Here is a 14,318-nt window from a genome sequence, read left to right on the forward strand (position 1 = left end):
GAAGGACGCCGTTTATCGTTGCGACTAAGTCAGCTTAGAACTTGTAGTTCACGCCAGCCAGCACGGTGCGGCCGTACTTCTGGTATTCCAGCTGTTGCGAACGGTCGCCGTTGTAGGTTTCGTAGGCGGCGTTGCGCAGGTTGTTCACTTGCAGCACCAGGCCCAGGCCCTTCATCGAACCGCTGTTGAAGGTGTAGCCAACCTGGAAGTCGACCACGTTTTCGCCAACCACGTAACGCAGTGCGCGGTCGTTGGAGAAGTTGCCGATCTCGCCAACGAAGTCCGAACGCCGGCGCTGCGAGACGCGGGTTTCGAAACCGTTCTTCTCGTAGTAGGCGGTCAGGTTGGTCGTGCGCTTGGACAGGCCTGGCAGCGGGATATGCTGGCCGATGCTGCCGCTAGGATCTTCGATCGTGATCTTGCTGTCGGTATAGGTGGTGCTGGCCGACACGCCAAAACCATCGAGCGACTTGGACAGCATGTTCAGCGGCATCGAGCCCGACAGTTCGACACCCTTCAGGTTGCCGCCGTTGCCGTTGTATGCAGCCGAGTAGTTACCGATGGCGGTGTGCAGCGGGAAGGAAGGATCGTTGCCAACCGCACCAGCTGGAATGTACGCCGAGAAGTCGTACGAACGGGTCTGGGTGAAGATGTAGGTGTCCAGCTTCTTGAAGAACGCCGCGGCGGCCAGGTAAGCCTTCTTGTCGAAGTATTTCTCGTACGAGATGTCGAAGGCCTTGGCGCGCCATGGGTCCAGCTTGGCGTTGCCGCCGCTGCCGCCCGGCTCACGCTTGGTGGTGTCGATGCCGAAGTCCAACGCCGAACGCAGCTGGTCGACACGCGGCCGCGCCAGTTGCTTGGCCAGCGCCAGGCGCACGGTCTGCTGGTTGTCCAGGCCGAAGGCCAGGTTCATGCTAGGCAGCACGTCGGTGTATGTCTTGCCGTCGTTGACAGGCTTGATCGCGCCGGTGGTGTTGTCGAACCAACGCGAAGCCGACGACTGGTCGGTGCGCTGCACCTGCACGCCGATGTTGCCGCGCAGGCTGACGTCGCTGCCCAGTTCCGCTTCGATGTTCGCTTTGGCGAAAGCGGTGGTGACTTTCTCGCTCACTTCCCAGGTCTTGGCGATCAGGTAGCCCTGGGTGTCGGTCGGCGCGAAGGTCATGTATTTGGCGACTACGGCTGGCACGTTCCAGGTTGGAATGAAGCCGGCGCCGGCGAAGCCCAGGTCGGCCGACTGGTAGAACAGGTCGGACGAGATGGTGGTCGGCGCACCCTTCAGGTTGATGTTGCCTTCAGGCTGATGCTTGTTCTTGGTGCGGTCGGTGTAGTTCGCGCCGATGTCGAAACTGGAGAACGCTTTTTCCAGCGCGCCCGACGATTGGATGTTGGCGACCAGCTTGAAGCCCTTCAGTTCGTCTTCCACGCTTGGGGTCTTGCCGTAGCCGGAACCGTAGATGGTGTTACGCACGTACAGGCTGTTGGCGTTGTTGTAGTCGCGGCCCGGGGTCATCTGCGAGAAGCCGCCGTTACCGTAGAGCAGCTTGACCGAATCCAGGACTGGACCGTCGGCAGCGTTGCTCAGCTGAAGATTGTTTTCCAGGCTCAGCTCGTCGCGCTTGGCTTTCGAGTAGTTCAGGTCGGCGAACAGCGACCAGCCGTCCAGCTTGATATCATTGCTCCAGCCGAGGGCGCGGATGTCATCCTTGCGCTTGTTGTACATGCCGCGCACCAGCGGGTACACGTTGTTGATGGTGCCGCCGGCGATGGTGCCGCCGCTGACGACCGCAGGATTGTAGTTCACCGCAGGCTCATAGCCGCCGTTCCAGCCGCCCAGGTTGATTTCGATCTGGTTGGCGGTCTCTTCGTTCTTGAAGCGCGAAGCGTAGACGTCGACGATGCTGGTCCATTGTTTGTTAGGACGGTACTGCAGAACACCCATCAGGCCGTCGCGTTCGTTGCGGCCGCTCTTGGCCACAGCCTTGATACCATCGGAGGCGAAGGTGCCGGAAGGCAGGCCAGCGCGGTCGTCGCGCTTCCATGGCTCGTACAGGCCGGTTTCGTTGTCCAGCACCGGCGTTTCCAGGTGGGCGTAGCCCAGCGCGATACCGATGGTGCGGTTGGCGAACTGGTCGATGTAGCTGACGCTGAAGCGGTTGCCGGTGTCCTTGGCGTTGCCGATCTTGCCCAGCGAGTTCTTCTCGCCACGGGCGTTCAGCGCCACGGTACGGCCGCTGAAGTTCAACGGGCGCACGGTTTGCATGTCGATGGTGCCGGACAGGCCCTGGCCTACCAGGCCGGCGTCCGGGGTTTTGTAGACGGTCACGCCAGCCATCAGTTCCGATGGGTACTGGTCGAATTCCACGCTGCGGTTGTCGCCGGTCGAGACTTGCTCGCGGCCGTTCAGCAGGGTGGTCGAGAAGTCTGGCGACAGGCCGCGTACCGAGATCACTTGCGCGCGGCCGGCAACGCGCTGGGCGGCCAGGCCTGGCAGGCGCGAGATCGATTCGGCGATCGACACGTCCGGCAGCTTGCCGATGTCTTCGGCGGAAATCGCTTCAACGATGGAGCTGGAATCCTTCTTGACCGAGATCGCGTCCTCGATACCGCGGCGGATGCCGGAAACCACCACCGAGGCGATAGGCGCTGGCGCGTCGGCGGCCGGCGCGGCGGCGCTGGTCTGGGCGTAAGCCGGCGCGGCGAAAGCGGCAACGAACAACATGCAGCCCGCGGCAACCGGTTTCAGTGGAAATGCAGCATTGCTGCGCTTAGTTGCGAAAATAGTCATTCAATGTCCCCTCACACACGACAGTAATTTCCCGCCAACTTCAGCAGCACCGCATTCGGGGCGCCTCAAACTACACGGGATCCAAGGAAGTAAACGTTCTAAAAGACGTTCTACGACGAATTCTGTACTAAAACTAGATTTGGTGTCAATCAAACTTCCGTTCGCCTACGCCTTGCAAGCCACTATCTATGCGTCTCGCCCCGTAGAAAGCGGTTTCCCGTTGTATTTCGGCTACAGCGTCCACACCATCGATATGTAGTAGAACTACAGTTTTAACATCAAAAATGCTTCTTTTTGAAAACAAACGTCAGACGAGCGCGGCCTTAAATCGCCGAATTCCGGGTATTTTTCCTGGCGAACACAACTGTGCTCATGAAAATCCCAGATTTCTGTATTTCGACTAAATTTCATGCTGCGAGCCGCGTTTGATATGGCCGCTCTTTCGGAGTATTCTCTTGCAAAATCAAGGCACAAGCCCTTGAAAGAAGAAAAGTACGAGCCTGTAGTACGACTACTTGCCATCCACAACACGGAGACCACATGAAGAAAACCACCCTGGCGCTGGTGCTGGCCGGCCTCGGCCTGCTCCCTGCCTTCGCCCTTGGCGCGGCGCAAGACTACCGCATCGATCACATGGACCCGCCGTCGTGGTGGACCGGCATGCACAACAGCAAACTGCAGCTGATGGTGCACGGCCCGCAGATCGCCGACCTGGAGCCGTCGCTGACCTATCCGGGCGTGCGCATCGTCTCGGTGTCGCGGGTGGCCAGCAAGAACTACCTGTTCATCGACCTGGAGATCGCGCCCGACGCCGCGCCCGGCAAGCTGGACCTGGCCTTCAAGCGCGGCGGCCAGACGCTGCGCTACGGCTATCCGCTGCAGGCGCGCGCCAAGGGCTCCGCGCAACGCATCGGCTTCAACAGCAGCGACGCCATCTACCAGGTCATGCCCGACCGCTTCGCCAACGGCAACCCGGACAACGACAGCGTCGCCGGCATGACCGACAAGCTCAATCGCGCCGAAGGCTATGGCCGCCACGGCGGCGACATCAAGGGCATCGCCGAGCACCTCGACTACGTCGCCGGCATGGGCTTCACGATGATCTGGCCGACGCCGCTGCTGGAATCGAATATGCCGGCCTACTCCTACCACGGCTACGCCACCACCAACCTGTACCGCATCGATCCGCGCTACGGCAGCAACGAGGAGTACCGCGACTTCGTCACGCAGGCGCGCGGCAAAGGCGTGGGCGTGATCCAGGACGTGGTGCTCAACCATATCGGCGCCAGACACTGGTGGCTGCAGGACATGCCGATGCCGGACTGGCTGAGCTACCAGGGCAAGTTCGTGCCGACCCAGCACCACCGCGTGGCGGTGCAGGACCCGTATGCGTCGGAACAGGACAAGCGCAACTTCACCGCCGGCTGGTTCTCCGAAGGCATGCCGGACCTGAACCAGGCCAATCCCTTCGTCGCCACCTACCTGATCCAAAATAACATCTGGTGGATCGAATACGCCGGCCTGGCCGGCCTGCGCGTGGACACCTACGGCTACTCGAACACCGACTTCCTGAGCCGCTGGTCGGGCAGCGTGATGGCCGAGTATCCGAAGCTGAACCTGGTGGGCGAGGAATGGAGCCCGCTGATCCCGGTGGTGGCGCACTGGCAGGAAGGCAAGCGCAATGCCGACGGCTACGTCTCGCACATGCCGAGCATGATGGACTTCCCGCTGACCGACGCCATGCGCCGCGCGCTGGCCGCCCCGGACGGCGCCGAGCATAGCCTGACCAATCTGTACGAAACGCTGTCGCAGGATTACCTGTATCCGAACCCCGGCAACCTGGTGCTGTTCGAAGGCAATCACGACCTGTCGCGCATCTACAGCGAACTCAATGCCGACCCGGACCTGTTCCGCATGGCGATGGCCTTCGTGGCGACGGCGCCGCGCATCCCGCAGTTCTACACCGGCAGCGAGATCCTGATGACCAGCACCACCAAGGAGCGCGACGACGCCTCCTACCGCCGCGACTTCCCCGGCGGCTGGCGCGGCGACGCCGTCAACGCCTTTACCGGCGCGGGGCTGGAACCGCAACAGGCGGCGGCGCAGGCCTATGTCAAGAAGCTGTTCAACTGGCGCAAGAGCGCGGCCGTCATCCATCACGGGAAGCTGATGCACTTCGGTCCGGAACAAAACACCTACGTCTACTTCCGCTACGATGGCAGCAAAAAGGTCATGGTAGCCTTCAACAAGAACAAGACCGACATCGTGCTGAAGACCGCGCGCTTCGATGAGATGCTGAACGGCGCACGCGCCGGCCTGGACGTCATCACCGGCCAGCGCGTATCGCTCGACGGTGAAGTGAAACTGCCGGCCCGCTCGGCACTGATACTGGAGATTGAACAATGATGCTTCGTTTGAGTGCGCTCTGCGCAGCAATGGCGGTAGCGCTGCCGGCGCTGGCGGCAACGGCCGTCGCCAGTTACCCGACCTGGGACGGCAAGCAGGAAACCGTACGCTACGCCACGCCCGATGCGGCCGCCCCGCTGCGCAGCTACACGCAATCGACCACCATGCAGGTGCGCGAGGGCGGCAAGCAGGAAATCAGCTACCGGGAATCGGCCGCGCTGCCGACGGTCCGCAGCGGCAACCTGGCGTTCGACGCGCTGTTCGCGCTGGCCGGCACCGAGATGAAGCAGGATTCCGTCAGCGAGATCCGCGACGGCAGCTACAACGGCGGCAACGCCATTCCCTGCGAGTGCTTCGAGACGGGCGAGTTGTGGCACTACGTGTGGACGCGCGACCTGTCGTATGCGGCCTCGCTCAGCCTCGGCATGCTGGACCCGCAGCGCGTGCGCAACTCGCTGCTGTTCAAGGTGTCCGGCTACCGCGACGGCGTCAAGCCTGGCGCGCATGCTGCCGGCAGCGCCGACGGCCTGCAGATCATCCAGGACACCGGCAGCGGAGGCAGCTGGCCGGTCAGCACGGACCGCGTCAGCTGGGCCTTCGGCGCGGACGAAGCCTTGAAGGCGCTGGCGCCGGAAGAGCGCAAGACCTTCGCGGCAACCGCGCTGAAGGCGCTGAGCAACACGCTGGAAAACGACCGTCTTGCCATCTACGACCGCGTCGACGGCTTGTACAACGGCGAGGAATCCTTCCTCGACTGGCGCGAGCAAAGCTACGCGCCATGGATCGCCGGCGACCTGGCCAGCATGGCCACCTCCAAGGCGCTGTCGACCAACGCCGGCCACTACAAGGCGCTGACGCTGGCCTCGCAGCTGGCGCGCGAACAGGGCAATACCGCGCTGGCCGCGAAATACGAGGCATGGGCGGCGGACTTGAAGCGCGCCATCAACCAGCGCTTCTGGCAGGCCGACAGCGGCATGTACAGCAGCGTGACCGCCGGCCACTTCGACGGCGCACCGATGTACAAGTACGACTGGCTGGGCCAGTCGCTGGCGATCGTCACCGGCATCGCCGACGAGAAGCAGGCGCAGAGCATCCTCGCCCACTATCCGCACGGCCCGCTGGGCGCGCCGGTGATCTATCCTCAGCAAAGCGACACGGCGGTATATCACAATCGCGCCATGTGGCCGTTCGTGACGGCCTACGGCCTGAAGGCGGCGGCGATGACAGGCAACGCGGCGGTGGCCGATGCGGCCTACGACACGCTGATGCGCGGCGCCGCGACCAACCTGTCCAACATGGAGAACCTGGAATGGCTGTCCGGCCAGCCGATGCTCAAGGATGGCAAGCTCAGTGGCCCGGTGGTCAACTCGCGCCGCCAGTTGTGGTCTGTCGGCGCCTATCTCGGCATGGTGGTCGGCGATGTGTTCGGCGTGCAGACCTCGGACGACGGCATCGTGCTGCGTCCCTTCGTCACGGCCAAGCTGCGGCGCGAAACCTTTGCGGGCAGCGACAGCATCACCTTGAACAACCTGAGCGTGCGCGGCAAGCGCATGCAGGTGCGTCTGCTGCTGCCGGCCGCCGCCAAAGGCAACGGCTACTACGAGGTCGACATGATCACGGTGAACGGCAAGCGCGCCGGCGCATTGCTGCCCTGGTACACGCTGGCCGACGACAACACCATCGACATCCGCCTCGGCAAACTGGTCGCCGGCCAGCAGGCCAAGCGCAGCGTCGGCGCCAGGCCGCTGGTGGAAGATCCCGCCGTGTACGCGCCCGCCGAGCCGCGCATCGCCAAGCTGGAACGCGGCACCTACGGCTTCCCGACGCTGCGGATCGAGGGCGGCGGCAAGGGCGTGGTCTACAACATCTACCGCAACGGCAAGCTGGCGGCGCAGCGCATCAGCGCCGGCCAGTGGGCCGATCGCCGCTCCCGGCCCGAGGCCAACCTGTGCTACTCGGTGGAGGCGATGTACGCCCGTTCCGGCAACCGCAGCCACCACAGCGCGCCTGCCTGCCTGGACACCGGCGTGGAAATCGCCGCCGCCAAAGCCGGCTGGGGAGCGCCCGCCGACACCTTCGCGCAGGACTTCAAGGTCGACCGCGAAGGCAGCTACGCGGTGCAGATCAAGTACCGCAACACCGCGCACCAGATCAACCTGGGCATCAGCGGCGGCGTGAAGTGGATGAACATCAAGGACGCCGACGGCAAGGTCGTGGCGGACGGCGTGGTGCAGCTGCCGCACTCCCCTGCCGATGCCGGCCCGTCGTATTCGACGCCGCTGCGCGCGACGCTCAAGCCGGGCAGCTACCGCATGGCGCTGGAAGACTTCTACAACATGAGCTACCTGCAAAGTAACACCACCTACGCCGACGCGGGCGGCGTCAAAGGCGCGTCCAACCGCTTCGACATCCATGGCGTGCGCGTGATGCCGATCCCGCGCTTCGACCTGCAGCCCGTGGTGGCGGCCGCGCCGGCCGGCACGATCCGCATCATCGAAGGATTCGCCTCGCCGCAGCTGGGCAACAGCCGCAATCTGCGCATCTATCTGCCGCCCGGCTACGACGCGCATCCGCGGCAGCGCTATCCCGTGCTGTACATGCACGACGGCCAGAACCTGTTCGACGCCACCACCGCCGGCTACGGCGTGGCCTGGGACATCGGCACGACGATGGACAAGCTGATCGCCAGCGGCGCCATCGCGCCGGCCATCGTGGTCGGCATCGACAACACCAAGGATCGCGTCGAGGAATACACGCCCTGCTGCGACGCCAGGCACGGCGGCGGCAAGCTCGATGCCTACATGGCCTTCATCGTCGATACCGTCAAGCCGTGGGCCGACGCCAACCTGCCCACGCTGGCGGACCGCGAGCACACCGCCATCATGGGTTCCTCGCTGGGCGGCATCGCCTCGGTTTACATCGCGCAGCGGCATCCGGAGGTGTTCTCCAGGGCCGGCGGCGTATCGAGTTCCTTCTGGTGGAACGACGGCGGCTTTATCAAGAACGTGCCGGCGCGCCAGCCGGTCAAGTTCTACATCGACGCCGGCACCGGCGGCGACGGACTGGAGGACACGCGGAGGATGCGCGACGCCATGCTGGCCAAGGGCTACCGCCTGAACCAGGACCTGTACTACTACGAGGCCGAAGGCGGCATCCACAACGAAAAATCGTGGGCGGCGCGGGTGCACCTGCCGCTGACGTGGTTCTTCAGGAAGTAAGCAGCTCCACCCGGCGCCAGCGGCTGGCCAGCAGCGCCTCCACTTCGCCGGGCGAGACGGCCGCGCTGAGGCAGAAACCAAACGCCTCGTCGCAGCCCATCGCCTTCAGTTGCGTCAGCTGGTCGCCGGTCTCCACGCCGCCGGCGATCACCTGCATGTCCAGCGTGTGCGCCATCGCGATGATGGCGCGCACCATCGCTCCCTCGTCCGCCGGCTTGCCGTCCTTGCCCGTCTTCTGCCGGCCGCCGCGCCGCAGGTCGTCGACGAAGCATTTATCGATCTTCACCACATCGACCGGGAAGCGCCGCAGGTAGTTCAGCGACGCATAACCGGTGCCGAAATCGCTGATCGAAATCCGCATGCCCAGCTGCTTGAACTGGCGCAGGATGGCCTCGCAATCCTGGTTCTTATCGATCAGCATGCCCTCGGTGATTTCCAGCTCGACGTAGCGGCCCGGCACCCCGGCCTGCTCCAGGATCGCCGCAAACACCCCGGCGATGTCCTTTTGATAGAACTGGCGCGGCGACAGGTGCACCGACACCGTCAGCGGATGGCCCAGCTCGATCCAGCGCCGCGCCTGCGCCGCCGCCGTCGCCATCACCCACGCCCCCACCGGCAGTATCAGCGCGCTCTGCTCCAGCACCGGCAGGAAGTCCAGCGGCATCACCAGTCCCAGCTCCGGGTGCTTCCAGCGCAGCAGCGCCTTCACGCCGGTGATCTTCTGCTGGTTCAGGTTCAGCTTGGGCTGGTAGGTCAGGATGAATTCATTGTGCTCCAGCGCGTGCTTCAGCGCCGTCTCCAGGATCAGCCGCGAATACGCCTTGGCCTGCATGCTGGGCAGGAAGCGCAGGCTGGCGCCCTTGCCGCGCTGCTTGGCCGCGTACATCGCCAGGTCGGCCTTCTCCACCAGCGCCTCGATGTCCTCGTCGTCGTCCGGATACACGGCCACGCCGATGCTGGCCGCCACCGACAGCGGTTCGCCGCGGATGAGGAACGGCGCGGCGATGGCCGCCATGATCTTCTCGGCCACCTGCTGCGCGTCCTGGCCGCTGCGCAGCTCCGTCAGCAGCACGATGAACTCGTCGCCGCCCTGGCGCGCCACGGTATCGACCTCGCGCACGCACTGCCGCAGGCGCTGCGCGAACTGCGCCAGCACCTGGTCGCCGGCGTCGTGGCCCAGGCTGTCGTTGATGGCTTTGAAGTGGTCGATATCGACAAACAGCACCGCCAGCAGGCTGCCGTGGCGGCGCGCGTAGGCCACGCCGTGCTCCAGCTGCCGCTGGAACTGCAGGCGGTTGGGCAAGCCGGTCAGGTTGTCGTGATGGGCGATAAATTCCAGCCGCGCTTCCGTATCGCGCTGCGCCTCCAGCGTGCCCTCCAGCTGCGCGCAACGCCTGCGCAGCGCGCGCGCCTGCCATTGGCCGTACCACAGCGCCAGCAAGCAAGGCGCGATGCCGGCCAGCGCCGGCAATAAGCTGTTCATGCTGTCCCTCTTCGTCCGGTGCACCGCGGAAGAGGGAATAATAGTGGATAAGCCGGCGGGAAAAAGGCCGTTCGCGCGCCCGGTTGAGGCGCGTCAAACGGCCTGTAGCGTGGTTCCGGCCATTACGCGATCTGCAGCGCCCGGCTGCGTGACGGCGGCAATGCCACCATCGCGCGCGGCTGGTCCTGCAGCTTGAACACGCTGACCGCATCCGCCAGGCTGGCCGCCTGCTGCTGCAAGGCATCGGCCGCGGCGGCCGCCTCCTCCACCAGCGCGGCGTTCTGCTGGGTCACGCTGTCCATCTGGCTGATGGCGATGCTGATCTGCTCGATGCCGTCGCGCTGCTCGGCGCTGGCCACCGAGATCTCGCCGATGATGGCCGTCACCCGCTGCACGCTGGCCACCACCTCGCCCATCGTCTCGCCGGCCTGGCCGACCAGCCGGCTGCCCGCCTCCACGCGGCCGACCGACGCCCCGATCAGCTCCTTGATTTCCTTGGCCGCCGCCGCCGAGCGCTGCGCCAGGTTGCGCACCTCGGACGCCACCACGGCAAAGCCCCGGCCCTGCTCGCCCGCGCGCGCCGCCTCGACCGCCGCATTCAGCGCCAGGATATTGGTCTGGAAGGCGATGCCGTCGATCACGCCGATGATGTCGACGATGCGGCGCGAGCTATCGTTGATCTCGCCCATCGTCAGCACCATCTGCTCGACCGCCTGGCCGCCCCTGGCCGCGACGCTGGAGGCGGTATCGGCCAGCTTGCAGGCCTCGCTGGCGTTGGCATTGTTCTGCTGCACGGTGGTGGTCAGCTGCACCATCGCCGCCGCCGTTTCTTCCAGCGAGCTGGCCTGCTCCTCGGTGCGGCCGGACAGGTCCAGGTTGCCGGCGGCGATTTCCACCGTGGCGCCGTGGATGGTCTCGGTACCGGTGCGCACCTTGCCGACGATATTGCTCAGGTTGTTCTGCATCAGCTTGAGCGCGCCCAGCAGTTCGCCGATTTCATCCTTGCTGTTGACCCGCACCTCGCTGCGCAGGTCGCCGGAGGCCACCGTCTGCGCCACGCCCACCGCCTCGTGCAGCGGCACGGTGATGCTCTTGATCAGCCACACCACGGTGACCACGCCGACCGCCAGCGTGACGACCAGCGTCACCCCCATCACCAGCATGGCCTGGGCATGCGCCGCCCGGTTCGCCGCTTCCATCTCCACCATCAGGCGGCCGGACTCCTTGCCGATGAAGGCGACGATGTCGTCGATTTTCTTGGTCGGCTCGCGGTCCATGCCCTTGACCAGCGCATCGACGATGTGCGCGCTTTCGGGATTGGCGGAATCGTATTTCTTCAGCGCCTCCAGGTAGCGCGCCACCAGTTCGCCCTGGGTCTTGATGGCGTCGTCGACCAATGGCGTACCGAGCTTGAGCGAGTCGAGCAGCTTGTCGAGCTTTTGCAGTTCGGCGCGGGTGCTTTCGCCGCCCTTGACGAAGGCCTTGCTGTACTTGTCCAGCTGGGCCGGATCGTTGCCGCGCACCAGGATGTTCTTCCACTCCTGCACCTGGATCTTGAATTCGACCTGGGCGCTGCGCGCCGTGTCGATGGCCTGGCTCAGCGCCACCGAGCGCGACATGGCGTCGGCGCTGCGGAGGTTGCTGCTATCGAGCGCCCGCCAGCCGCCGGTGGCGACCACCGCCAGCGCGACAAAGAAGAACGCCCCCAGCAACCCCAAACGCACGCCTATCTTCAGATTGGCGAGTTTCATCGTTTCCTCCTTGGCAAGAGCTCTTGTCCATCATGCGCTCGCGGCGCACAAATGCCAATATCGGAAACTGAAAATTCTCACGAATTCTCACTACTGCAACAGCGGCGCGAACTCCAGGCAGTAAATATTGTTAGGACGGCCATCGGGCGGCAGGTGCTTGAACTCGACAAAGCCCAGGCCCAGCTTTTGCAACAGCTTGATCGAAGTGGTGTTGGTCGGCGCAGTAATCCCCATCAGGCGCTTCATGCGCAGCTGGTCACGCGCATACGCCACCACGGCGGCGGCCGCCTCGTAGGTGTAGCCCTGGCCGAAATACGCGGGCCGGATCGCATAGCCGATATCCACATCGGGCAGGCTGTCGCGCTTGATCAAGCCGCACAGGCCCAGCGGCCTGCCGTCGCTCTTGCGCTCCATCACGTACAGCGAATGACCCAGCTTTTCCTGCATCACGCACGGCCCTTCGAGGATGGCGGTGCGCGCCCCTTCGACGCTGCGGATGCCTTTGTCGCCGATATGTTCCAGCCAGGTCGGGTCGTTGACCAATTCGTAGTAAAAAGCCGCGTCGTCAGGGTTAATCGTGCGCAGGTTCAGGCGTTCCGTTTCCAGTATTTTCATGCGTCAGGCCAGTGAGAGGGATCTTCCAGCAATTGGTACATCACGTAGACGTCCACATAGCCGAGGTATTGGTGATGGTAGGCGCGCGGCAAGGTGCCGACGATGGAAAAGCCCAGCTTTTTCCACAGCAGCACGGCCGGCATATTGGAGCTGACCACATAGTTGAACTGCATCGCCAGGTAGCCCTGGGCGCGCGCGCGGTCCAGGCAGTCGGCGCCGAGCAGCTTGCCGACGCCGACGCCCTGCGCCGCCGGGCTGACCATGAAGGAGGCGTTGGCCACGTGGGCGCCACGGTCGCGCTGGTTGGCGATCAAGCGGTACATGCCGACCAGCCGGTCCTGGTTGTGGATCGCCACGAAGGTCTGCACATCGGGACCGAACCAGTACGCATGGCAATCCTCGCGGCTGGTATCGGCGGCAAAGTAAAAGGTGTCGCCGCTGGCGATCAGTTCCTGAAATATGGCCCACATCGCCGCGAAGTCGGCTTCCGTTGCGGGCCGGATAGCGATTTCTTTCAAGTCAGCTCCAGGCGGATTTAACAGTGTTCAATTGTCATGTATTTCCAGCGGCAAGTCCAGCCGCGTACGTTAGCGGTTGAGCCTGAAGTTGACGCCGTCCGGCCGCCCCGGCAGGCTCAGGCGTGCATGCGCGCGCGGCGCCTCGGCGATCACTTTCCCACGCCGCATCACCAGCCGCCGCGCCGCGCGCAGGCGGATCGCCTCGACCGGATCGGCCGCGTCCAGCAGCACCAGGTCGGCGTGGCGGCCGACCGCCACGCCGTAGTCCCGCAAGCCGAGGATCGCGGCCGGCGTGCTGGTCACCGCGTTGAAACAGGCGCGCATCGCATCCTGCCCCGTCATCTGCGCCACGTGCAGGCCCATGTGCGCCACTTCCAGCATGTCGCCCGAGCCCAGGCTGTACCACGGGTCCATCACGCAATCGTGGCCGAAGGCGACGGGGATGCCGGCCGCCAGCATTTCCGGCACGCGCGTCATGCCGCGCCGCTTCGGATAGCTGTCGTGCCGGCCTTGCAGCGTGATATTAATCAGCGGATTGGCGATCGCCGCCACGCCCGCCTCGCGTATCAGCGGCAGCAGCTTGCTGACGTAATAGTTGTCCATCGAATGCATCGAGGTCAGGTGCGAACCGGCCACGCGGCCGTGCAGGCCGAGGCGGTTGCTTTCATAGGCCAGCGTCTCGATGTGGCGCGACAGCGGATCGTCCGACTCGTCGCAATGCATATCCACCATCAGCCCCTGGTCGGCGGCGAACTCGCACAGGATGCGCACCGACTCCGCGCCGTCGGCCATGGTGCGTTCGAAGTGCGGAATGCCGCCCACCACATCGACACCCATGGCGACGGCGCGCTTCAGGTTGGCCAGCGCGGTCGGGCTGCGCAGCACGCCGTCCTGCGGAAACGCCACCAGTTGCAGATCCAGGTAGGGCGCGACCAGCCGTTTGACTTCCAGCAGCGCCTCCACCGCCAACAGGCGGTCGTCGCAGACATCGACATGGGTGCGTATCGCCAGCAAGCCGCGCGCCACGGCCCAGTCGCAATACTGCAGGGCGCGCTCGATCAGCGCCTGCTGGGTCAGGTGGGGCTTCAGCTCGCCCCACAGCGCGATGCCTTCGAGCAGCGTGCCGGAGGCGTTGACGCGCGGCAAGCCGTAGCTCAGCGTGGCATCCATGTGGAAATGGGCGTCGACGAACGGCGCGCTGACCAGATCGCCGCCGGCGTCGATCTCCTGCGCGGCGGCGACGGCCAGCGCCGGGCCGATGGCGGCGATGCGGCCGTGCTCGATGGCGATATCGACGCCCTGCTGTCCATCGACCAGGTTGGCGTTGCGTATGACGACATCCATCGGGGCTCCCGGCGTTGTTTTGAAGTAAGTCCGATTGTAGACATTTTCATCAAAATACACCAATTGTTGCATCGCAGTAAATTTGACCTTTCCTGGAGGCATGTGTTGCGCAAAATCAAACAATCGGCAAACAGTGTCCCAACAGCATTTTTACTTGTTGCGCCAAGGATGAGATGGTGGAAAAAATAACTTTCC

General features: G+C 64.4%; 8 protein-coding genes. 2 read left to right on the forward strand and 6 right to left on the reverse strand.

The annotated features are described in order from the left end of the window. Positions 1-34: 34 nt before the first annotated feature. Positions 35-2,722, reverse strand: coding sequence for a TonB-dependent receptor (locus tag ACEN9F_RS12785; RefSeq protein ID WP_413420394.1), 2,688 nt, complete (start codon positions 2,720-2,722; stop codon positions 35-37). Positions 2,723-3,328: 606 nt separating this feature from the next. Between ACEN9F_RS12785 and ACEN9F_RS12790 the strand changes: the two genes are divergently transcribed. Both ACEN9F_RS12790 and ACEN9F_RS12795 read left to right on the forward strand, forming a co-directional pair. Next, a complete protein-coding gene (locus ACEN9F_RS12790) occupies positions 3,329-5,194 on the forward strand; it encodes a glycoside hydrolase family 13 protein (protein WP_413420395.1) in 1,866 nt (621 codons plus the stop codon). Beyond that, the gene (locus ACEN9F_RS12795) at positions 5,191-8,412 is read left to right on the forward strand and encodes an alpha/beta hydrolase-fold protein (protein ID WP_413420396.1); all 3,222 of its coding nucleotides are present in this window, start codon (positions 5,191-5,193) and stop codon (positions 8,410-8,412) included. The genes ACEN9F_RS12790 and ACEN9F_RS12795 overlap by 4 nt, the downstream gene beginning before the upstream one ends. Here the strand turns inward: ACEN9F_RS12795 and ACEN9F_RS12800 are convergent. From ACEN9F_RS12800 to ACEN9F_RS12820, 5 genes are all read right to left on the reverse strand, one after another. Then, positions 8,402-9,895, reverse strand: a complete 1,494-nt coding sequence (locus tag ACEN9F_RS12800) for a putative bifunctional diguanylate cyclase/phosphodiesterase (RefSeq protein ID WP_413420397.1) — start codon at positions 9,893-9,895, stop codon at positions 8,402-8,404. The genes ACEN9F_RS12795 and ACEN9F_RS12800 overlap by 11 nt on opposite strands. A gap of 122 nt (positions 9,896-10,017) precedes the next feature. Beyond that, positions 10,018-11,646, reverse strand: a complete 1,629-nt coding sequence (locus ACEN9F_RS12805) for a methyl-accepting chemotaxis protein (protein ID WP_413420398.1) — start codon at positions 11,644-11,646, stop codon at positions 10,018-10,020. 90 nt (positions 11,647-11,736) lie between these two features. Then, positions 11,737-12,261: a GNAT family N-acetyltransferase gene (locus ACEN9F_RS12810; RefSeq protein WP_413420399.1), complete on the reverse strand. Its 525-nt coding sequence runs from the start codon at positions 12,259-12,261 to the stop codon at positions 11,737-11,739. Further along, positions 12,258-12,779, reverse strand: coding sequence for an N-acetyltransferase family protein (locus ACEN9F_RS12815; RefSeq protein WP_413420400.1), 522 nt, complete (start codon positions 12,777-12,779; stop codon positions 12,258-12,260). The genes ACEN9F_RS12810 and ACEN9F_RS12815 overlap by 4 nt, the downstream gene beginning before the upstream one ends. Before the next feature lie 69 nt (positions 12,780-12,848). Next, positions 12,849-14,123, reverse strand: coding sequence for an amidohydrolase family protein (locus tag ACEN9F_RS12820; protein ID WP_413420401.1), 1,275 nt, complete (start codon positions 14,121-14,123; stop codon positions 12,849-12,851). Positions 14,124-14,318 lie beyond the last annotated feature (195 nt).

It is taken from the genome of Duganella sp. CT11-25, assembly GCF_047302815.1.
Classification (GTDB): Bacteria; Pseudomonadota; Gammaproteobacteria; order Burkholderiales; family Burkholderiaceae_D; genus Rugamonas.

What these genes read in the sequence shown, in the direction of transcription:
- ACEN9F_RS12790 (WP_413420395.1), top strand. Translation starts at nt 3,329, where the DNA reads ATGAAGAAAACCACCCTGGCGCTGGTGCTGGCCGGCCTCGGCCTGCTC.
- ACEN9F_RS12810 (WP_413420399.1), bottom strand. Translation starts at nt 12,261, where the DNA reads ATGAAAATACTGGAAACGGAACGCCTGAACCTGCGCACGATTAACCCT.
- ACEN9F_RS12795 (WP_413420396.1), top strand. Translation starts at nt 5,191, where the DNA reads ATGATGCTTCGTTTGAGTGCGCTCTGCGCAGCAATGGCGGTAGCGCTG.
- ACEN9F_RS12805 (WP_413420398.1), bottom strand. Translation starts at nt 11,646, where the DNA reads ATGAAACTCGCCAATCTGAAGATAGGCGTGCGTTTGGGGTTGCTGGGG.
- ACEN9F_RS12785 (WP_413420394.1), bottom strand. Translation starts at nt 2,722, where the DNA reads ATGTTGTTCGTTGCCGCTTTCGCCGCGCCGGCTTACGCCCAGACCAGC.
- ACEN9F_RS12820 (WP_413420401.1), bottom strand. Translation starts at nt 14,123, where the DNA reads ATGGATGTCGTCATACGCAACGCCAACCTGGTCGATGGACAGCAGGGC.
- ACEN9F_RS12800 (WP_413420397.1), bottom strand. Translation starts at nt 9,895, where the DNA reads ATGAACAGCTTATTGCCGGCGCTGGCCGGCATCGCGCCTTGCTTGCTG.